Below are 19,643 nucleotides of genomic sequence, written 5' to 3'. Positions count from 1 at the left end.
GGTCAGCTCAGGGTGAGTTTCGCGGCGAAGCCGAGGAAGAGGACGCCGGCCATCGAGGTGGCCCCGGCCGACAGCCTCCGCCGCCGCGTAAAGGCGGTGGCCAGCCTCGTCCCCCCGAAGATCAGCGCCGTCAGGTACAGGAAGCTGCCCAGCTGCAGCAGCGACCCCAGCAGCAGGAACGACAGCACCCGGTACGGATACGCCGGATCCACGAACTGCACGAAGAACGACATCAGGAACAGGATCGCCTTCGGGTTGAGCAGCGAGATCAGCAGCGCCCGCCGGTAGGGCCGCTCCACGCCCTCCGGAGCCACCGCCCCGGCCGCAGGCACGGGCTCCGCCTCCCGTCGCGTACGCCACAGCGCCCACGCCCCCCGCAGCATCCCCACCGCGAGCCACGACAGGTACCCGGCCCCCAGCACCTTCACCACCCCGAACACCACCGGACTGGCCTGGAGCAGCGAGGCCGCCCCCACCGCCGCCAGGGTCATCAGCACGGTGTCGCCGGTCCACACCCCGGCGGCGGCCTTGTATCCGGTCCGCACTCCGCGCCGGGCGGCGACCGAGAGCACGTACAGCGAGTTGGGACCCGGCAGCAGGATGATCAGCACGAGGCCGGCCAGGTAGGTGGGGAGGTCTATGACGCCGAACATGTCCGGAGTGTCGCAGAACCAGGTGGCGGAAAACCAGCTCTCCCCACGCCTGGTGAAACGTCACCGCATCGGCCCACGGTCACAATGGCGCAACATCCCGGGAGCGCCCGCAACTATCCGCGTCCGCGCGGCATCGTCTAGTTACACGTCGTAGAGACCGGGGGACTGCCATGTTCAGCCTGCACCGTCAGAGACTCATGATCCGCACGCTCGGGGTGGCCACCGCGGTCGTCCTCGGCGCGACCGCGACGGCCTGCGGGCCGCAGAAGGCGGCTCCGAAGGGGCCGGGCGCTTCCGCTCCGGCATCACTGCCCGCGTCCTCCCCGGCCCAGGACAACAAGCCGGGCGACGCCTCGCCCTCGCCGTCCGCCTCGGCCTCGGCCTCCGCCCCCACGTCCCCCTCCCCCTCCCCCACGGCGTCCGCGTCCGCGTCCCCGCAGGTGAAGTACCTGATGGCGGAGGGCTCCGAGGACGACCAGGTCCGTGAACTGCAGGCCCGGCTCAAGCAGCTGGGCCTGTTCGGCGCCACGCCCACCGGTTTCTACGGTTCCAAGACGATCGCCGCGGTCAAGGCCTTCCAGACCAAGCACCAGCTGACCGCCTCGGGCTCCGTCGACGACGCCACCTGGAAGAAGGTGCGGAGCCTCAGCAAGAAGCCCACCACCGAGGAGCTGTCGCCGACGACGAACCAGGTCGACGCGCCGGACCCGCGCTGCATGACGGGCCGGGCGATGTGCATCAGCAAGGAGAGCCGCACCCTGGCCTGGATGATCGACGGCAAGGTCGTCTCGACCATGGACGTCCGCTTCGGCTCGGAGAACACGCCGACCCGCGAGGGCGAGTTCAAGGTGGAGTGGAAGGCCAAGGAGTGGACGTCGACGATCTACCACACGGCGATGCCGTACTCCATGTTCTTCAGCGAGGGCCAGGCGGTGCACTACTCGTCGGACTTCGCGGCCCGGGGCTACGCGGGCGCCTCGCACGGCTGCGTGAACGTGCGGGACAAGGCCAAGCTGTCGGCGCTCTTCGACCAGGTGAAGGTGGGCGACAAGGTCGTCGTCTACTGGTGAGCGGGACGCGGGATTAAGAGGCGCGGGCAGGGTCGGGGGAACGAACCCCGCCCGCGCCAGGTTGCGCAGAGCCAAGAGGTACGGGGGGAACCCCGGCTCATGCGCGGCCGATGACCAGTCGGCTCATTGAGTACTGCGCCGACGCGTCGAAAAGTGTTACAGCCGAGGTCAGCGGGTGTTCCGGCCCGCTCGACGGCCCGCACGACGGCCCGTCCAGCGGCTCGTCCGGCAGCCCGTCCCGCGCCCTCCGCGGAGGCCCGCGCCGCGACCGCCGGTTCAGCGCCGCAGGCGCAGACCGAGGGAGCCGGTGACGCTCCCCGGAGCCGGGCTGGGGCCGGGCCCGGACCCCGGGCCGGGGACCGGCGGGGTCGTCCCCTTCGGCGGGGAGTCCGTGGTGCCGCTCGCACCGTCCAGCAGTTCGTCGCAGTAGCTCTGGACCCGCCCGCGGCCCTTGGCCAGCAGGTTGAGCCGGTTCTCCCGTTCGCCGCTCAGGCTGCCGGAGCGGAAGTCGTGGCACAGATCGGCGACACCGCGCTGGACGTCCCGGTCATGGGTCTCGCCGAGGCCGAAGTGCTCCCGGCTGTCCTTGTCCGGGCCCGTCGTGGCGCCCGTACCGCCCGAACCTCCGCTGTTCGTGCCGCCCGCCGCCGCGCCGGTGGCGCCCGGCGGGGTGTGTGCCTCCGGGCCCGGGGTGCGGGCGCCGGGGCTGCCGAACGGTTCGCCGGTGGTCTGCGCCGGGGGGCGCCGGGACGGGCCGGTGCTCGGGCCGGCGGTGCCGCCGACCGGGTCCGGCGTGACCCGGTCGGTGATCTCCGCCGTGGGCGCGGGGTCCGCGTTCAGATGGAGGGCCCGGTCGAACAGGCCACCGCTCGCGGCGGCCGCGACCCCGCCGATGGCGATCGCGGCCATGGCCGCGGCGAGGCCGAAGCGCCAGGGGGCCGCCGGGCGCGGGGCCCGCCCCTGGGCGGCGGCCCCGGCGGTGGCCGGTACGGGGACTATGGCGACCAGGGGTTCCTCGGCCGGGGATCCGTCCGTACCCCGTTCGGCGGCGGACCGCTCGAAAGCCGGAGCCGGAGCCGCGACCGCGGTCGGCCGCGCCGCGCGGAAGGCGGCCAGGGCCGCGACCTCGCCGGGCAGTTCCGCCGTACGGGACGCTCCGGCGTCCGGCAGCAGGGAGTCCAGGGCATCGCGCAGCCGGGCGGCGTCCACCCGGGCGCGGGGGTCTTCGGGCTGATCCACGGGTTCGCCGCGCAGCAGTCGGTCCGCCGTGGCTCGGTTCAGCCACCTGGTGCGATCGTCGGCCATCACATGTCCTTCTGCGTCCGCCAACGTGAATGCGTCACACCGGTTCGCTCCGCGAGTCCTGCGCCCCGGCCGCGTTGGGCGGGTACGGCGTCCAGATCCCGCCCGTCACCGGTGTCCCCGGCGCCTCCGGTGCCATCGCCGTCGACGGCGTGGCCAGGGCGATTATCCCCGAGCCCGGTGGCGCGTGCGGCGCCCACCCCCGCTCCCGGCGACATGCCCTCCGGCGTTCCCGGCCCGGTGTCCGTTTCGTTCGCGATCAGTTCGGCGAGCCGTTTCAGCCCCCGGTGCGCCGCCGTCCGTACCGCCCCGGGCCGTTTGCCCAGGGTTTCGGCGGCGGTCTTGGCGTCGAGGCCGACGACCACGCGCAGGACGACGGCCTCTGCCTGGTCCTGCGGGAGCTGGGCGATCAGCGCCATGGCACGGCCGGTGGCGAGGGCCTCGATGGCCTCGCCCGCGGTGTCGCAGTCGGCGGCGTGCTCGGTGAGTTCGCTCTCGTCGCCGCCGATGGCGGGGCGGCGGCCGCGCATGCGTATGTGGTCGAGGGCCCGGTTGCGGGCTATTCGCGCGGCCCAGCCGCGGAAGCGGTCGGCGTCTCCGGTGAAGGAGCCGAGGTCGCGGGATATCTGCAGCCAGGCCTCGGAGGTGACGTCCTCCGCGTCGCCGTCGCCGACGAGCGTGCGGACGTACCCCAGCAGGCGCGGGTGCACGGCGCGGTACACAGCACGGAACGCGTTCTCGTCGCCGTCCTGCGCCGCGAGCACCGCGGCGGTCAGCTCCGCGTCGTCCCCCAGCAAAGTCCCCAACCCGTTCACTGTCCCGTACGTCTGCGCAAATCAGCACGTTACGGCTTTGCGGCGGCTCCCGTCCACGCGTTGTACAACCTGCAACCAAGCGTGCGCGAAGCGAGGTGTGACACAAAACGCACTCAAGGCGCTGACAGGGGTACGGGCTTGTCGCACGAGCCCGTAACGGTTGGCGACCGGGGCCTCTCCTGTGGGGGGTGGCGGTCTCGGTCGCCTTCCCCTTCACAAGCCGTCCCATTCTCGCTCTTTCGGCTCTCTTCCGGGTGAAATCCGCGGTTGCGTACGCTCTTCCGACCTTCGCGTCGATAGCGTGGCGTCACACCCCACCCGCATCGCGAGGAGCCCCACGCTGTCCAGCCACCTTCCGGCGCAGATGCGCGGCAGCGCCCTGGCGCGGTTCAACGCCGCGTCGGCCGAGTCCGCCCAGGAGGCCCTGCTGCGCTGCTGCGGCAGCCACCGCTGGGCGCAACGGGTGGCCGAGCATCGCCCGTACCCCGATCTGGACGCGCTGCTCGCCGCCGCCGACGAGGCGTCGTACGACCTGCGCCACGCGGACCTGGCGGAGGCGCTGACCGGGGAGTTCTCGGCGGGACTGGCCCACGACGCGCCGTACGCCGCCCACCTCGCCCTCGGCGCCGCGCACGCGGAGTACGAGCGGAAGTTCGGGCACGCCTTCGTCATCTGCCTCGACGGGCACCCGGCCGAGGAGCACGCGCACCAGGTGCTGGCGGCGATCCGGCGGCGGATGGCCCACGAGGTGGACGAGGAGCGGGCCACCTCGGCCGACGAGCTGCGCCGGGTGGCGCGCTCGCGACTCGCCCAGCTGGTGGGATTTCTCCACGTGCCGGGGGGCGCGGTCGGCCGAGCGGCCGACGATGCGTCTGAATTGGGGCGTTTCGCTCCTGTGGGATAGTCCGTCCGTGCCTGTTTGATCACACCGATGGCCCCCGCGCAAGGGAACCGACAAAGCGTCGCTACGATGTCCGGGGCCGGAGGACCGTACCCGGCCGGGCCCGACCGACAAAGAAGCCGGCTGGCCCCCGCCCCGCTTCCGGAGGGTTTTCCGTGCCGGCTGGAACGTTGTACCGCGGCCGGGAAGGAATGTGGTCCTGGGTGGCTCATCGAGTCACCGGCGTCCTCATCTTCTTCTTCCTGTTCGTACACGTCCTCGACACCGCACTCGTCCGCGTCTCTCCCGAGGCGTACGACGATGTCGTCGCTACCTACAAGACCCCGATCGTCGCGCTGATGGAGTACGGCCTCGTCGCCGCAATCCTCTTCCACGCGCTCAACGGTCTCCGTGTCATCGCCGTGGACTTCTGGTCCAAGGGCCCGCGCTACCAGAAGCAGATGCTCTGGTCCGTGGTCGGCATCTGGATCGTGCTGATGATCGGCGCGATCTACCCCGTGCTGCACCACGCCTACCTGCAACTGTTCGGGAAGTGACACGCATGTCTTCTGACACTTCTTCCGCCCAGACGATCGGCGACGTGGAGGGCGTTCCCCTCTACGACGTCGACAACCCGGCGCCGTACATCGAAGCCCCGCGCAAGCGCACGAGCAAGACTCCGCGCTCGACCCGCGGGAACTTCGAGATGATCGCGTGGCTCTTCATGCGCCTCTCGGGCATCGTGCTGGTCGTCCTGGTCATCGGCCACCTGCTCATCCAGCTCGTGCTGGACGGCGGCGTTTCCAAGATCGGCTTCGCCTTCGTGGCGGGCCGCTGGGCCTCGCCGTTCTGGCAGGTCTGGGACCTGCTGATGCTGTGGCTGGCGATGCTGCACGGCTCCAACGGTCTGCGTACGGTCATCAACGACTACGCGGAGCGCGCCAACACGCGGCTGTGGCTGAAGGGCCTGCTCTACACCGCCACGGTGTTCACCATCCTTCTGGGCACGCTGGTGATCTTCACCTTCGACCCGAACATCCGCGGCATGGGCTGAGGCGAATCCTGATGAAGATCCACAAGTACGACACCGTCATCGTCGGCGCCGGTGGCGCGGGCATGCGCGCGGCCATCGAGTCGACGAAGCGCAGCCGCACCGCGGTGCTCACGAAGCTGTACCCGACCCGCTCCCACACGGGCGCCGCGCAGGGCGGCATGGCCGCCGCGCTCGCCAACGTGGAGGACGACAACTGGGAGTGGCACACCTTCGACACGGTCAAGGGCGGTGACTACCTGGTCGACCAGGACGCCGCCGAGATCCTGGCGAAGGAGGCCATCGACGCGGTCCTCGACCTGGAGAAGATGGGCCTGCCGTTCAACCGCACCCCGGACGGCACCATCGACCAGCGCCGCTTCGGCGGCCACTCGCGCAACCACGGTGAGGCGCCGGTCCGCCGGTCCTGCTACGCCGCGGACCGCACCGGTCACATGATCCTCCAGACGCTGTACCAGAACTGCGTCAAGGAGGGCGTGGAGTTCTTCAACGAGTTCTACGTCCTGGACCAGCTCCTCGTGGAGGAGGACGGGGTCCAGAAGTCCGCGGGCGTCGTCGCCTACGAGCTGGCCACCGGCGAGATCCACATCTTCCAGGCGAAGTCCGTCATCTACGCCTCCGGCGGCACGGGCAAGTTCTTCAAGGTGACCTCCAACGCGCACACCCTCACCGGTGACGGCCAGGCGGCCTGCTTCCGGCGCGGTCTGCCGCTGGAGGACATGGAGTTCTTCCAGTTCCACCCGACGGGCATCTGGCGCATGGGCATCCTGCTGACGGAGGGCGCCCGCGGTGAGGGCGGCATCCTCCGCAACAAGGACGGCGAGCGCTTCATGGAGAAGTACGCGCCGGTCATGAAGGACCTCGCGTCCCGTGACGTCGTCTCGCGCTCCATCTACACCGAGATCCGTGAGGGCCGCGGCTGCGGTCCGGCCGGTGACCACGTGTACCTGGACCTGACGCACCTCCCGCCGGAGCAGCTGGACGCCAAGCTGCCCGACATCACGGAGTTCGCGCGTACGTACCTCGGCATCGAGCCGTACACGGACCCGATCCCGATCCAGCCCACCGCGCACTACGCCATGGGCGGCATCCCGACCAACGTCGAGGGTGAGGTCCTCTCGGACAACACCACCGTCGTCCCGGGTCTGTACGCGGCCGGCGAGGTCGCCTGCGTCTCCGTGCACGGCGCCAACCGCCTGGGCACCAACTCGCTGCTGGACATCAACGTCTTCGGCAAGCGCTCGGGCATCGCGGCGGCCAAGTACTCGGCCGAGAACGACTACGTCGAGCTGCCCGAGAACCCGGCGCAGCAGGTCATCGACCAGGTCGAGCGCCTGCGCAACTCCACGGGCAAGGAGCGGGTCGCCGACCTGCGCCTGGAGCTCCAGGAGACGATGGACGCCTGCGTGATGGTGTTCCGCACCGAGCAGACGATCAAGACCGCGGTCGAGAAGATCGCGGAGCTGCGCGAGCGGTACCTGAACGTGTCCGTCCAGGACAAGGGCAAGCGGTTCAACACGGACCTGCTGGAGGCCATCGAGCTGGGCAACCTGCTCGACCTGGCCGAGGTCATGGCCATCTCGGCCCTGGCGCGCAAGGAGTCCCGCGGCGGCCACTACCGCGAGGACTACCCGAACCGCGACGACGTCAACTTCATGCGCCACACCATGGCGTACCGCGAGGTCGGCGCCGATGGCAAGGACTCCGTACGGCTGGACTACAAGCCCGTCGTCGTCACCCGCTACCAGCCGATGGAGCGTAAGTACTGATGGCCACCCCGACCATGTCCAAGACGGACGAGATGGAAGCGGCGGCCGCGGCCTCGCCGTTCATCACGGTCACCTTCCGGATCCGCCGGTTCAACCCGGAGATCTCGGAGGAGTCGACCTGGCAGGACTTCCAGATCGAGATCGACCCGAAGGAGCGCGTGCTCGACGGTCTCCACAAGATCAAGTGGGACCTCGACGGCACGCTGACCTTCCGCCGCTCGTGCGCGCACGGCATCTGCGGCTCCGACGCGATGCGGATCAACGGCAAGAACAGGCTCGCCTGCAAGACGCTGATCAAGGACATCAACCCGGAGAAGCCCATCACCGTCGAGGCCATCAAGGGCCTCACGGTGATGAAGGACCTCATCGTCGACATGGAGCCCTTCTTCCAGGCGTACCGGGACGTCATGCCGTTCCTGGTCACCAAGGGCAACGAGCCGACGCGCGAGCGCCTGCAGTCCGCCGAGGACCGCGAGCGCTTCGACGACACCACCAAGTGCATCCTGTGCGCCGCGTGCACGTCCTCGTGCCCGGTGTTCTGGAACGACGGCCAGTACTTCGGCCCGGCGGCGATCGTCAACGCGCACCGCTTCATCTTCGACTCGCGTGACGAGGCCGGAGAGCAGCGCCTGGAGATCCTGAACGACAAGGACGGCGTGTGGCGCTGCCGCACGACGTTCAACTGCACCGACGCGTGCCCCCGTGGCATCGAGGTCACGAAGGCCATCCAGGAAGTCAAGCGCGCCCTGATCACGCGCCGCTTCTGATCTTCCTGACGCGCCGGACTCCGTCCGTCGTCGGCTGAGGTACGAACGCGAGGGCCCCGCCCCCTGGTTCCCACCGGGGGGCGGGGCCCTCGCGCGTTCACCCGGGCGGACGGCGGCCCCGCCGAGGGGCCGACGATCGCCGGGGAACTCGCGCGCGGGCGCATTCCCGTGGGGGCGCCGGGCAAGCTGTGAAAAGATCGGCCATATGAGTGATCAGCAGCCGAACCCGTACGCGAGCGGCCCCGGGCAGGGTGGTTCGGGCGAGCCCCAGTGGGAGACCGGACATCCCGGGTACGGGTATCCCCAGCCCTATCCCCAGGCCCCGCCCTACCAGCCCACCGTCGGGGGGCAGGGAATTCCGTACGCGGCGCCGGGCGCGTCCTTCGCCCTCGGGGACATCACCGTCGCCGGGGACCAGATCATCACCCCGAGCGGGCCGATGCCCCTCAAGGGCGCGATGTGGAACGCCACGGACTTCTCCCGGACCGAGGAGAAGATCCCCACCTCGTCCATCGTCCTCGCGGTCGTCTTCGCCGTCTTCTGCCTGCTCGGTCTGCTCTTCCTCCTGATGAAGGAGAAGGTCACCACCGGCTACATCCAGGTGACGGTGACCAGCGGCGGCCGCCACCACGCGACGATGATCCCGGCCACCGACATGAACACCTTCCCCTGGGTGATGAACCAGCTCAACTACGCCCGCTCGCTCAGCATCTGACGGGTGATCGTCGGGTCGGTGATGGTGGTCCCGGCCGCCGGCTCACCGCCTCGCCGAGGATGACGGCGAGCGTCCGGTCACCCTCGAACGGCAGGTGGCCCGTCGCGGCGGTGCGGGGGCGGGGTCAGGCGCGGGACGGGCTACTTCGCCAGCAGGCTGACCGCGCTGATCAGGGCGGCCGTGCCGTGGAACATCCAGGAGACGGCCGTGAACAGCTCGTGCAGGTATCCGCCCGGACCCCGGGCGCGGCGGGTCCGCTTGGCCCCGCCGAAGCCGACGCAGCAGATGCCCACGAGGGACAGGGCCAGCACCAGCCGCAGGGGCACCTTGCCGCCGCCCGTCATCAGGCTGACGGTCAGCCAGCCGACCAGGTACGAGAGTGCCAGCACCAGCAGCTTGGCCGCCTTGCGCGACGGGCGGCCCAGGGTGAGCCGGGCGCCGGACGGCCCCGGGGGCCGTGCGGGCCGCGCGGTCCGCGGCGGGACCGGCTGCCCCACCGCGCGGTCCTGGGCGGCCTCCGCCGGGAACGCGACAGGGAACGCGGCCGGTACGCGGGTCCGCGGGACCTCCGTCGGCGGGTACCGCGGGGTCGCGGTCAGGGCCGCCGCACGCATGGTCCGCGCGTCCGGGAAGCGGTCCTGCGGGAGCTTCGCCAGGGCGGTGTCCAAGAGCCCCTGCACCGGAGCCGGTACGGCGATGCCCAGGGCGGCCAGGGTCGGCGGCGGCTCGTGGACGTGCAGGTAGCCGATGGCGTAGCCGGACGCGGCATCGAAGGGGACCTGCCCGGCCAGCAACTGGAAGAGCACGATCCCCAGCGAGTAGAGGTCGGAGCGGCCGTCGATGCCGGGGCGGCCCTCGACCTGCTCGGGGGACATGTAGAGCGGGGTGCCGATGGTGACGCCGGTCCGGGTCAGGGCGGTCGCGCCCGACTCGGCGGTGGCGGCGATGCCGAAGTCGGTGACCTTGGCCGTGCCGTCCTCGGTGAGCAGGACGTTGGCGGGCTTGATGTCCCGGTGCACCAGCCCCCGCGCGTGCGCCGCGGCCAGCGCGCCGAGCATCTGCGCGGTCAGGTCCAGGGCTTCGGCCGTTCGTCGTGGGCGCGGTAGACCTGCGCCATGCCCCCTCCACCGAGTAATCCCTCGATGCGGTAGCGGCCTTGGGCCACGGTCGTGCCGGTCCCGAACAAGTCCCCCATGGCCGGATGGTAGGTCAGCCCACTCGGCGACGCCAACTGGCTTGAACGTGTTCAAAATCAGGTCTACAGTCAGCGACGTCAGCATTTGAACACGTTCAAGGAGTCGGGGCAATGGACCTCACCGTGCTCACGTACGTCATCTACCTGCTCGTCAGCGTCGCGCTGACCGTCTGGGTCGCCCGCACGCTCACCCGCAACGGCCGCATCTTCATCGCGGACGTCCTCCAGGGCAACGAGAAGCTCGCCGATGCCGTCAACCACCTGCTGGTCGTGGGGTTCTACCTGGTCAACCTCGGCTTCGTCGCCCTCTACCTCCAGGCCGACCAGGCCGTCACCGAAGCCCGCGGGATCTTCGAGGCCCTCTCGGTCAAGCTCGGCGTCGTCCTCCTCGTCCTCGGTGTCATGCACCTCGGCAACGTGTGGGTGCTCACCAAGATCCGCCGCCGGAGCATCATGGAGCGCCAGCAGACCCCGCCGGTCGCGCCCCAGATGTGGACCGCCCCGGGCAGGGCCTGACCGATGACCGCCACAAGCCCCGGGCCCGGACCCGGGCCCGGGCCCGCGGCGGTATTCGCGCCCGGACCCGCCGGCACACCCGCACCCGCACCCGCACCCGCACCCGTACCCGTACGCAAGATCGTGGTCCTCTACGACGCCCAGTGCCCGCTCTGCGCGCACATCCGGACCTGGCTGATGGGCCAGCACTGGCTGGTGCCACTGTCCCTGATCCCCGCCGGGTCACAGGCCGCCCGCGCCCGCTTCCCCCGGCTCGACCACGCCTCGACGCTGCGCGAGATCACCGTGGTCGGGGACGGCGGACAGGTGTGGACCGGCACCGACGCCTTCATCGTGGTGCTGTGGTCCCTGGCCCAGCACCGGCCGAAGGCCAACTGGCTGGCCACGCCCGCCGGACGGCCCTTCGCCCGGGCCACGATGCTCGCCGCCGCCGCCTGGCGCGAGGCGACCGGGCCCGCGGGATCGGGCCCGGATCCGGCCCTGAAGGCAGCCTGTGACGACCAGTGCCCGGCACCCCGATAAAGTCGGACACCGTGACTGATCAGAAGGCTCCGAAGAGCGAACAGACCCGCACGCTCATCCTCGAAACCGCCCTCAAGCTCTTCCAGGAGCGCGGTTACGACAAGACGACCATGCGGGGCATCGCCCGGGAGGCCGGAGTCTCGGTAGGCAACGCCTACTACTACTTCGAGTCCAAGGAACACCTGGTCCAGGGCTTCTACGACCGGATCGGCAGCGCGCACCAGGCTGCCGTCCGGCCGATCCTGGACCACGAGAGCGACCTCCAGAAGCGGCTCGCGGGGGTGCTGACCTGCTGGCTGGACATCGCCGCGCCCTACCACGAGTTCGCCGCGCAGTTCTTCAAGAACGCCGCGGACCCGGAGAGCCCGCTCAGTCCCTTCTCCCCCGAGTCGGAACCCGCCCGGCGCCAGGCGATCGACATGCACAGGGAAGTCCTGGCGGGGGCGAAGACCAAGGTGCCGGACGAGCTGGCGGACGTACTGCCGGAGCTGATGTGGCTCTCGCAGATGGGGCTGGTCCTCTACTGGGTCTTCGACCGCTCGGAGAACAGCGAGAAGTCCCGGCGGCTGGCCGAGCGGGGCGCGCAGCTGACCACGCGCGGCATCGTGCTGGCCCGGTTCCGCGTGCTGCGGCCGCTGGTACGGGAAGTGCACGAGCTGTTCTCGGACTTCCTGCCCGGCATGGCCCAGGCGGCCGCCTCCCGCAAGAAGGCGTCGCGGCCCGCCAAGCAGGGGAAGGCGAGTACGGAAGAGGCGTCGGACGGCTGAGCCGTCCGACGCCTCCGGGCTTCCGGGCTACCTGAGGCCTGGGGACCCGGTCGGACTACAGCCAGTCCAGCTCCCACAGGCGCCACACGCCGGTGCCGTCGGAGAGGTACTGCGCGCCGGTGACGGCCTCGCGCGAGAGCACGTAGTCCTTCTTCTGCCAGATCGGCAGGATCGGGATCTGCTGGGCCACCACTTCCTGGAGCTGGCGGAAGTCGTTCGCCGCCTCGCCGCGGTTCGAGAAGGACTGGGTGCGCGTGATCAGGTCGCCCACCGTCTTGTCGGCGAAGCCGTTGTTCATGCTGGAGTCGGCGCCGACGAGCGGGGCGCTGAAGTTGTCCGCGTCCGGGAAGTCGGGGATCCAGCCGATCGTGTAGGCGTCGAACTTGCCCGCCGCGTAGTCCTTCTGGAAGTCGTCCCACACCGGCACGGACTCGGTCTGCACCTGGAAGAGGCCCGAGCCCTCCAGCTGCCGCTTGAGCTCGGCGGCCTCGGGGACGTTCGCTCCGCGCACGTTGAAGCCCAGCTTGAAGCTGACCGGGGTGGTGATCCCGGCGTCCTTGAGGATCTTCCTCGCGGTGGCGGCGTTCGGCGCCGGGTACTTGTCGAAGAACGGCGTGCCGTGACCCGCGATGCCCGCCGGGACGATGGAGTACAGCGGGGTGACGGTCCCCTTGTAGATGTCCCCCGCGATCTTGGAGCGGTCGAGCAGGGCGGCGACGGCCTGGCGGACCGGCTGCTGCGCCATCGCGGAGCCCGGGCGGACGTTGAAGACCATGCTGCGGGTCTCGGTGCCGCCGGACTCCTGGTAGCGGGTGTCACTGAGGCTCGGGTTCAGCCCCGCCAGGACCTCCGGGGGCATGTCGCGGTGGGCGACCTCGATCCCGTGGTCCTTCCAGGCCGCGTTGAGCGCCTCGGAGTCCTTGAAGTACTTGACGTTGACGGCCGACTTGGCGGGCTTGCCCTGGCCCTTGTAGGTGGCGTTCGGCTTCAGCTCGGCGCTCGCCCCCTCCTTGTACGCACCCAGGGTGTACGGGCCGGAGCCGTCCACGCTGGCGCCCTCGCGCAGCTTCTTCGCCGGGTACTTGTCCTTGTCGACGATCGCGGCGGCACCCGTCGCGATCTTGAAGGGGAAGGTGGCGTCACGTGCGGAGAGGTTGAAGGTGACCGTCTTGCCCTCGGCCTTGACCGACTCCAGGGTGTTGAACAGCGGCGCCGGGCCCTGGTCGGAGTTGATCGCCTTGATCCGGTCGAACGAGAACTTCACGTCCTCGGCCGTGATCTGGCGGCCGTTGGAGAACTTCACGTCGGTGCGCAGCTCGCACTGGTACGTGGTGAGCTTCGCCCCGATGAACTTGCAGGAGGTCGCCGCGTCCGGGACCGGCACGTCCGAACCGGGCTTGATGGTCAGGAGCGACTGGTAGACGTTGCTGAACAGGGCCCAGGAACCGGCGTCGTACGCCCCGGCCGGGTCCAGCGAGGACACCGAGTCGGTCGTACCCACCGCAATCGCGCCATGGCCCGCCGCATCGGTGGGCAGCAGCACCCAGGCCCCCACGCCGGCGACGCCCAGGACCACCCCGGCCGCGATCATCTTGGAGCGGACAGACCGCAGCATCCCAGAACTCCTCATTGCCCACCCCGCGCCGGGCCGCGTGTCCGCTGCTGACGCATGTTTATCCGATTACCGGTCACCCAATCACGGAAAATTCGGTGGTGGAAGGGCGTTTCGCTGCCGGTTGTGAGGAATTATGTCTGGTATGAGACGAGTTCGACGACGGTGATGTCAGAGGGTGCACCGACCCTCACGGGCGGTCCCCACGCACCGGCCCCGCGGGACACATAAAGCTGGGTGTCCCCGTATCTTTCCAGACCCGCGACGGTCGGGTTGGCGAGTTCCGCAAGGTAGTTTCCCGGCCACAGCTGACCGCCGTGCGTATGACCCGACAGCTGGAGATCCACCCCGTGGCGGACCGCGTCGTGGATCACGATCGGCTGGTGGGCGAGGAGTACGGCCGTACGGTGCGCGCGGTCCCGGCCGCCGAGGGCCTTGTCGAAGTCCGGGCCGTGGCCCTCGCTCTCGCCCGCGACGTCGTTGACGCCCGCGAGGTCGAAGTACGGCAGCTCCTGGCGGGCGTTCTCCAGGGGGTGCACGCCCAGCTCGCGGACGTGGTCCACCCACTGCTGGGCCCCGGAGAAGTACTCGTGGTTGCCGGTGACGAAGAAGCTGCCGTGCCGGGCCCGGAGCCGGGCGAGCGGTTCGGCGGCGGACCCGAGGTCGTGGACCGAGCCGTCCACGAGGTCGCCGACGATGGCGATGAGATCGGGCTGGGTGGCGTTGACCGTGTCGACGATGCGGGTGGTGTGGGCGCGGCCGAGGATGGGGCCGAGGTGGACGTCGCTGACGACGGCGATCCGGAAGCCGTGGGCCGGGCGGGGGAGTTTGGCGAGGGGGACGGTGACGCGCTTGACCCTGGGGCCGCGGAGGACGCCGTAGGTCCCGTACCCGACGGTGCCGCCCGCTGCCGCGACCGCCGCTCCGGCAAGCACCCGGGCCACGAACACCCGCCGCGTCGCACCCTGCCCGGCCGTGCTCGGCTCCGGCGGGGCGGGCGATGCGGCCTCGTCGGCGGGTGCGGCGCCGCCGGAGGCAGGACCGGCCCCGTCGGCGCTTGAGGCGATCCCGACGCCGCCGGCGGGCGAGGCGCCGGCGGAGGCCGGGACGGAGGCGAGCGGGACGCTCCCGGCCTCACCGCCGGAGGCGGGGGCCGGGACCGAAGCCGAAGCCGAAGCCGGGGCCGGGGACCGGCGGAGGAGCAGCCGCAGGGGCTCGGCCAGCAGCAGCGCCAGCGCCAGGTACAGCAGCACCGCCAGCCACATGAACCCCGGCCACGCCACCACCCGCTGCACCCAGAACGGCGCCCCCGCCCGCCCCGCGACCAGCGCCGCCACCGACAGCACCGGCAGCGCGAAGACACACCCGGTCAGCACCCGCCGCGTCCACCCGCCCGGGGCGGTCGTGTCACGGACCAGCCGGACCCACACCCACCGGTGCACCAGCACCAGCAGGCCCAGCACCACCAGCGCGACCAGGGAGAAGAGGAGCACGGTCATGCCGCGTCACGTGATCCACGCCGCAGCGCCCGGACCCCACGCAACCCGATGACCCCTACACCCGTCCCCAGGAGAAAGGACGCGATGGCGAGCGACAGGTGCACCCAGAAGTACGCGGTGGGGTCTCCGGCGGCGTCGAAGGCCAGTCCACTGCCGTCCTTCCACAGGTTCCGGACGAAAGACACCCAGATGAACCAGCTCCACACTCCGAAGGACAGCAGGAACCAGGACGTGGCACGGCTGAGTCTCATGCCCCCAGTATCGGTTCCGCCCCCGGAACGGACGCGCCGGGGTGGGCTGTCCCGGCAGTGGTTGCGGCGGGTTGACCCGAGGGAAGCGGTTAAAGCGACAATGCGATGTACGTTCTCGTGCGTGTCTGCTAAAAAGACCGCGCTGACGGTCCTTTCCGCCGCGCTGCTGCCCGCTGTGCTCGCGGCCCCCGCGTACGCCGTAGGCCCCACTCCGACGCCGGACGCCAAGGGCGGCAAGGCTCCCGCGAAGGCGCCCGCGCCGCCCGCGTCGATGTCCACGGTCGGCGGGATCCTGCTCGGGAAGCCGGGTCCGCAGGTCAATCTGCTGCCCGGCGCGCCCGCGCTGCCCACGAACCTGACGGGCCGGTCCTGGATCGTGGCCGACGCGGAGACCGGCGAGGTGCTGGCCGCGGAGAACGCGCACTGGCGACTGCCCCCGGCCTCCACCATGAAGATGCTCTTCGCGGACACCGTGCTGCCCTCGCTCCCCAAGGACGAGGTGCACAAGGTCAGTCAGCAGGAGCTCTCCGGGGTCGGCGCGGGCAGCAGCCTGGTCGGGGTCAAGGAGGACCTCGACTACACCGTCCACGACCTGTGGCTCGGGGTGTTCCTGCGGTCCGGGAACGACGCCGTGCACGTGCTGTCGTCCATGAACGGCGGGGTCGAGAAGACCGTCAAGGACATGCAGGCGCACGCCGATGAACTCCAGGCCCTCGACACCCATGTGATCTCCCCCGACGGTTACGACGCTCCGGAGCAGGTCTCCAGCGCGTACGACCTGACCCTGATCGCCCGCTCCGGGCTGCAGAAGAAGGACTTCCGGGAGTACGCCGCCACGGCGAGCGCGAAGTTCCCCGGCGAGCAGAAGCCCGGCCAGCCGCGCGACAGCTTCGAGATCCAGAACACCAACCGGCTGATGACGGGTGCCGGGGGCATCTCCCCCTACAAGGGCATCGCGGGGGTGAAGAACGGCAACACCACCATGGCCGGCTCCACCTTCACGGGCGTCGCCCAGCGCGGCGACAAGAAGCTCGTGGTGACGGTGATGAACCCGGCGGCGGGCGGGGTGAACTCGGTCTACGAGGAGACCGCGACCCTCTTCGACTGGGGTTTCGCGGCGGTCGGGAAGGTGAAGCCGGTCGGTGAGCTGGTACCGCCGAAGAGCGCCGACACCTCCGGGGTCGGCTCCCCCGCCCAGTCGCACGAGAACGGCACGGTGGCGGCGGACGAGGAGAGCGGCGGCGGCATCGGTACGGCGTTCGGCATCGCGAGCGGCGTGGTCGCGGCCCTCGCGGCCGGGGCGTTCCTGGTCAACCGGCGCTGGCCGCGGGGCCGTCAGGGGCGCGGCGGGGACCTGAGCTGACCCCGCGCGGCGACGGCTCGGGGTCCTCCGCGGGTTCGTGGTCCTCCACGCGTTCGGGGTCCTCCACGCCGTCGCCGTCCAGGTCATCGCGGGCCGCCGTCCAGGCGGCGCAGAAGAGCAGCAGTTTCGCGGTGAAGTTGATCCAGAGCAACAGCGCGATGGGGACGCCGAAAGCCCCGTACATGCTCTTGGCCGCGACCTCCCGCATATAGCCGCTGAGCAGGAGTTTCAGCAGTTCGAAGCCCGCCGCGCCGATGAGGGCAGCCTGGATCAGGCGGCGGCGCGGGGGCTGGACCCCGGGCAGCAGGGTCAGTACGTACAGCAGGAGCAGGAAGGCGGCCAGCACCCCGGCGGCGAAGGCGCCGACGCGCAGCACCGCGCCGCCGCCCCCGTGGTCGGGGATGCCCAGCCAGGCGCCGAAGCGGCCGACGGCGGTGGAGCCGATGATCGAGGCTCCGGCCGAGGCGAGGGCGGCGCCGCCGAGGCCGATCAGGACCAGGGCGTCCTTGCCCTTGCGGACGAAGGGGTTCCCCGCGTCCTCGTCGTCCTTCTCCCAGACCGCGCGCAGGCAGCCGCGCATCGAACCGACCCAGCCGATGCCGGTGAAGAGCAGGATCCCGGCGGCGACGAGGCCGACCGTGCCCGCGTTGTCGACGAGTGCCTCGATGTTGAGCTGGTCGGAGATCCCGGGCACCTGCTGGGCGAGGTTGGCCTCCAGCCGGGCGAGCTGCTGGGAGGTGAGCAGCGCCGCGCCGAGGGCCGCGGCCACGGTGATCAGCGGGAACAACGCCAGGAAGCTGATGAAGGTGATGGCGGCGGCGAGCCTGCTCCAGCGGACGCGGTCGAGCCGCTCGTACGCGCGCCACGCGTGGGTCCGCATGAGACGGGCCACCAGGGGCCCGATCAGGGGAAGTTTCGTCAGCCAGTCCATGGGATCACCGTAATTCAGCGTCCGGAAATAGCCGGGATTGCCACTTTCGGGCGCTACGGTCGTCGATTGTGACTTTTCGCACGGCGGCGGCGGACCGCCCGTTCCATGACCTGCTCCTGCGAGAGCTCCGTTTCCGCACGCTGCTGGCCCTGCGGCCGCTGCGCCGGAGCGGCCGGGAGCAGGTCCGGGCGCGGCAGGTCCGGGCGCGGCAGGTTCAGGACCGGTGCGCGGTCGGCTCGTCGACCGGGGATCCGGCCTGCGCCGGGACGCCCGTCGGTCCCGTGCCGAACGGGTACTCGCGCAGCTTGCGCCACACCCCGTCGGAGCCCTGCTCGTAGAGCGCGAAGCTCTCGCAGGTCCACTCGGCGTCGTAGTCGGCGAGGGACTCGAAGGCCAGGTCCATCGCCTCCTCGGAGATCCCGTGGGCGACGGTGACGTGCGGGTGGTACGGGAAGGCCAGCTCGCGGCTGACCGGGCCGCCGGGATCGCGCACCTGGCTCTGGAGCCGGGTGCAGCCCAGGGCGCCCTCGACGACCTTGACGAAGACCACGGGCGAGAGCGGGCGGAAGGTTCCGGTGCCCGACAGCCGCATCGTGAAGGGGCGGAAGGCCGCCGCGACCTCGGCCAGGTGGGCCCGGATCGCGGGCAGCCGGTCCGCGTCCGCCTCGGTCGGCGGCACGAGGGTGACATGCGTGGGGATGCCGTGCGCGGCAACGTCCCCGAAGCCGGCGCGCCGCTGCTGGAGCTGGCTGCCGTACGGCTCCGGGACCGCGATCGAAACGCCGAGCGTTACGGTCCCCACGTATGTCTCCTCGGTCGTCCGGATGCGGTCTGTGCGTCGTCTGTGCGCGATGCGCAGCCCCCAGTGTGAGGCCACCTCATCCAAACGGCCAGAGTCGCAGGTCAGTGCTTCGCGGGCAGGAAACCGAGACGGTCGTAGGCGTTCGCCAGGGTCTCGGAGGCGACCGCGCGGGCCTTCTCCGCACCCTTGGCGAGTACGTCGTCCAGCGTCGCCGGGTCGTCCAGGTACTCCTGGGTGCGCTGCTTGAACGGTGTGACGAAGTCGACCATGATCTCGGCCAGGTCGGTCTTCAGAGCGCCGTAGCCCTTGCCCTCGTACTTCTCCTCCAGGACGGCGACCGTCGTACCCGTGAGGGTGGAGTAGATCGTGAGCAGGTTGCTGACGCCGGGCTTCTTCTCGGCGTCGAACCGGATCTCGGCCTCGGTGTCGGTGACCGCGCTCTTGATCTTCTTCTCGGTGGCCTTGGGCTCGTCGAGGAGGTTGATCAGGCCCTTGGGGGTGGACGCGGACTTCGACATCTTGATCGCCGGGTCCTGGAGGTCGTAGATCTTCGCGACCTCCTTGACGATGTGGGCGGCCGGGACCGTGAAGGTCTTGCCGAAGCGCTGGTTGAAGCGCTCGGCCAGGTCGCGGGTCAGCTCGATGTGCTGGCGCTGGTCCTCGCCGACGGGGACGGCGTTCGCCTGGTAGAGCAGGATGTCGGCGACCTGGAGGATCGGGTACGTGAACAGGCCGACGGTGGCGTTGTTGGCGCCCGACTTCGCGGACTTGTCCTTGAACTGGGTCATCCGGCTGGCCTCGCCGAAGCCGGTGATGCAGTTCATGACCCAGCCGAGCTGCGCGTGCTCGGGCACGTGGCTCTGGACGAAGAGGGTGCAGCGCTCGGGGTCGAGCCCGGCGGCGAGCAGCTGGGCGGCGGAGAGCCGCGTATTGGCGCGGAGTTCCTTCGGATCCTGCGGCATGGTGATCGCGTGCAGGTCGACGACCATGTAGAAGGCGTCGTGGGTTTCCTGCAGGGCGACGTACTGCCGAATCGCTCCGAGGTAGTTCCCGAGGTGGAACGAACCGGAGGTGGGCTGGATCCCGGAGAGCGCGCGGGGACGATCAGAGGCCATGGGCCCATTCTCTCAGGTGCGGGGGTGCTCTTCGGCCCCGCAGTGGCC

22 protein-coding genes are annotated in these 19,643 nt (G+C 70.4%); 11 read left to right on the top strand and 11 right to left on the bottom strand.

All coding sequences use genetic code 11. The features are described from left to right. Window positions 1–2: 2 nt before the first annotated feature. On the bottom strand, window positions 3–653 hold the full coding sequence (gene leuE / locus QMF80_RS18875; RefSeq protein WP_283454801.1) for a leucine efflux protein LeuE: 651 nt from the start codon (window positions 651–653) through the stop codon (window positions 3–5). 197 nt (window positions 654–850) lie between these two features. Here leuE and QMF80_RS18870 point away from each other — a divergent pair, with 197 nt between their 5' ends. After that, window positions 851–1,723 carry a L,D-transpeptidase family protein gene (locus QMF80_RS18870; protein ID WP_283454799.1) on the top strand — a complete coding sequence of 291 codons (873 nt, stop codon included), beginning with the start codon at window positions 851–853 and terminating at the stop codon, window positions 1,721–1,723. A 276-nt stretch (window positions 1,724–1,999) separates the two neighbouring features. On the opposite strand, the gene QMF80_RS18865 is transcribed toward QMF80_RS18870, so the two are convergent. Beyond that, window positions 2,000–3,028, bottom strand: a complete 1,029-nt coding sequence (locus QMF80_RS18865) for a hypothetical protein (protein WP_283454797.1) — start codon at window positions 3,026–3,028, stop codon at window positions 2,000–2,002. Continuing rightward, complete coding sequence (locus QMF80_RS18860; RefSeq protein WP_283454938.1) at window positions 3,028–3,822, bottom strand: RNA polymerase sigma factor; 795 nt, start codon at window positions 3,820–3,822, stop codon at window positions 3,028–3,030. The genes QMF80_RS18865 and QMF80_RS18860 overlap by 1 nt, the downstream gene beginning before the upstream one ends. A gap of 382 nt (window positions 3,823–4,204) precedes the next feature. Between QMF80_RS18860 and QMF80_RS18855 the strand changes: the two genes are divergently transcribed. From QMF80_RS18855 to QMF80_RS18830, 6 genes are all read left to right on the top strand, one after another. Next, on the top strand, window positions 4,205–4,744 hold the full coding sequence (locus QMF80_RS18855; protein ID WP_283454935.1) for a 2-oxo-4-hydroxy-4-carboxy-5-ureidoimidazoline decarboxylase: 540 nt from the start codon (window positions 4,205–4,207) through the stop codon (window positions 4,742–4,744). A 152-nt stretch (window positions 4,745–4,896) separates the two neighbouring features. Continuing rightward, the gene (sdhC, locus tag QMF80_RS18850; protein ID WP_283454795.1) at window positions 4,897–5,277 is read left to right on the top strand and encodes a succinate dehydrogenase, cytochrome b556 subunit; all 381 of its coding nucleotides are present in this window, start codon (window positions 4,897–4,899) and stop codon (window positions 5,275–5,277) included. Between the two features lie 5 nt (window positions 5,278–5,282). Then, window positions 5,283–5,774: a succinate dehydrogenase hydrophobic membrane anchor subunit gene (locus QMF80_RS18845; RefSeq protein ID WP_283454793.1), complete on the top strand. Its 492-nt coding sequence runs from the start codon at window positions 5,283–5,285 to the stop codon at window positions 5,772–5,774. A gap of 11 nt (window positions 5,775–5,785) precedes the next feature. Continuing rightward, on the top strand, window positions 5,786–7,540 hold the full coding sequence (gene sdhA, locus QMF80_RS18840) for a succinate dehydrogenase flavoprotein subunit (protein WP_283454791.1): 1,755 nt from the start codon (window positions 5,786–5,788) through the stop codon (window positions 7,538–7,540). Further along, window positions 7,540–8,307 carry a succinate dehydrogenase iron-sulfur subunit gene (locus QMF80_RS18835; protein ID WP_283454789.1) on the top strand — a complete coding sequence of 256 codons (768 nt, stop codon included), beginning with the start codon at window positions 7,540–7,542 and terminating at the stop codon, window positions 8,305–8,307. The genes sdhA and QMF80_RS18835 overlap by 1 nt, the downstream gene beginning before the upstream one ends. A 205-nt stretch (window positions 8,308–8,512) precedes the next feature. Further along, window positions 8,513–9,022: a hypothetical protein gene (locus tag QMF80_RS18830; protein WP_283454787.1), complete on the top strand. Its 510-nt coding sequence runs from the start codon at window positions 8,513–8,515 to the stop codon at window positions 9,020–9,022. A 140-nt stretch (window positions 9,023–9,162) separates the two neighbouring features. Here QMF80_RS18830 and QMF80_RS18825 read toward each other — a convergent pair whose 3' ends face one another. Beyond that, window positions 9,163–10,080, bottom strand: coding sequence for a serine/threonine-protein kinase (locus QMF80_RS18825; RefSeq protein WP_349372221.1), 918 nt, complete (start codon window positions 10,078–10,080; stop codon window positions 9,163–9,165). Window positions 10,081–10,088: 8 nt separating this feature from the next. Next, a complete protein-coding gene (locus QMF80_RS38075; RefSeq protein WP_349372220.1) occupies window positions 10,089–10,217 on the bottom strand; it encodes a hypothetical protein in 129 nt (42 codons plus the stop codon). A gap of 111 nt (window positions 10,218–10,328) precedes the next feature. On the opposite strand from QMF80_RS38075, the gene QMF80_RS18820 reads away from it, so the two are divergent. From QMF80_RS18820 to QMF80_RS18810, 3 genes are read left to right on the top strand one after another with little or no spacing between them, the layout of a single operon-like run. Next, window positions 10,329–10,733, top strand: coding sequence for a hypothetical protein (locus QMF80_RS18820; protein WP_283454782.1), 405 nt, complete (start codon window positions 10,329–10,331; stop codon window positions 10,731–10,733). Window positions 10,734–10,736: 3 nt separating this feature from the next. Next, the gene (locus QMF80_RS18815; RefSeq protein ID WP_283454780.1) at window positions 10,737–11,255 is read left to right on the top strand and encodes a thiol-disulfide oxidoreductase DCC family protein; all 519 of its coding nucleotides are present in this window, start codon (window positions 10,737–10,739) and stop codon (window positions 11,253–11,255) included. 11 nt (window positions 11,256–11,266) lie between these two features. Continuing rightward, the gene (locus QMF80_RS18810) at window positions 11,267–12,022 is read left to right on the top strand and encodes a TetR family transcriptional regulator (protein ID WP_283454778.1); all 756 of its coding nucleotides are present in this window, start codon (window positions 11,267–11,269) and stop codon (window positions 12,020–12,022) included. Between the two features lie 55 nt (window positions 12,023–12,077). Here QMF80_RS18810 and QMF80_RS18805 read toward each other — a convergent pair whose 3' ends face one another. The 3 genes from QMF80_RS18805 to QMF80_RS18795 all read right to left on the bottom strand — a co-directional run bounded on the left by QMF80_RS18805 (window position 12,078) and on the right by QMF80_RS18795 (window position 15,384). Then, window positions 12,078–13,634 (bottom strand): ABC transporter substrate-binding protein, encoded by a 1,557-nt coding sequence (locus QMF80_RS18805; protein ID WP_283454934.1) that lies wholly within the window; start codon window positions 13,632–13,634, stop codon window positions 12,078–12,080. A 134-nt stretch (window positions 13,635–13,768) separates the two neighbouring features. Further along, on the bottom strand, window positions 13,769–15,133 hold the full coding sequence (locus tag QMF80_RS18800) for a metallophosphoesterase (RefSeq protein ID WP_283454776.1): 1,365 nt from the start codon (window positions 15,131–15,133) through the stop codon (window positions 13,769–13,771). Beyond that, complete coding sequence (locus tag QMF80_RS18795; RefSeq protein ID WP_283454773.1) at window positions 15,130–15,384, bottom strand: SCO4848 family membrane protein; 255 nt, start codon at window positions 15,382–15,384, stop codon at window positions 15,130–15,132. The genes QMF80_RS18800 and QMF80_RS18795 overlap by 4 nt, the downstream gene beginning before the upstream one ends. A 121-nt stretch (window positions 15,385–15,505) precedes the next feature. Between QMF80_RS18795 and QMF80_RS18790 the strand changes: the two genes are divergently transcribed. Continuing rightward, window positions 15,506–16,747, top strand: a complete 1,242-nt coding sequence (locus QMF80_RS18790) for a D-alanyl-D-alanine carboxypeptidase family protein (RefSeq protein ID WP_283454770.1) — start codon at window positions 15,506–15,508, stop codon at window positions 16,745–16,747. Here the strand turns inward: QMF80_RS18790 and QMF80_RS18785 are convergent. From QMF80_RS18785 to trpS, 3 genes are all read right to left on the bottom strand, one after another. After that, a complete protein-coding gene (locus QMF80_RS18785) occupies window positions 16,695–17,678 on the bottom strand; it encodes a YihY/virulence factor BrkB family protein (protein ID WP_283454768.1) in 984 nt (327 codons plus the stop codon). The two genes, QMF80_RS18790 and QMF80_RS18785, sit on opposite strands and share 53 nt — an antisense overlap. 214 nt (window positions 17,679–17,892) lie before the next feature. Next, on the bottom strand, window positions 17,893–18,480 hold the full coding sequence (locus tag QMF80_RS18780; RefSeq protein ID WP_283454766.1) for a 2'-5' RNA ligase family protein: 588 nt from the start codon (window positions 18,478–18,480) through the stop codon (window positions 17,893–17,895). A gap of 101 nt (window positions 18,481–18,581) precedes the next feature. Further along, complete coding sequence (gene trpS / locus QMF80_RS18775; RefSeq protein ID WP_283454764.1) at window positions 18,582–19,595, bottom strand: tryptophan--tRNA ligase; 1,014 nt, start codon at window positions 19,593–19,595, stop codon at window positions 18,582–18,584. Window positions 19,596–19,643 lie beyond the last annotated feature (48 nt).

The organism is Streptomyces sp. G-G2 (assembly GCF_030063135.1).
In the GTDB taxonomy this organism is placed as follows: domain Bacteria; phylum Actinomycetota; class Actinomycetes; order Streptomycetales; family Streptomycetaceae; genus Streptomyces.
Note: the sequence above shows the minus strand (reverse complement) of the source record. Positions and strands in the feature narration are given on the sequence as shown.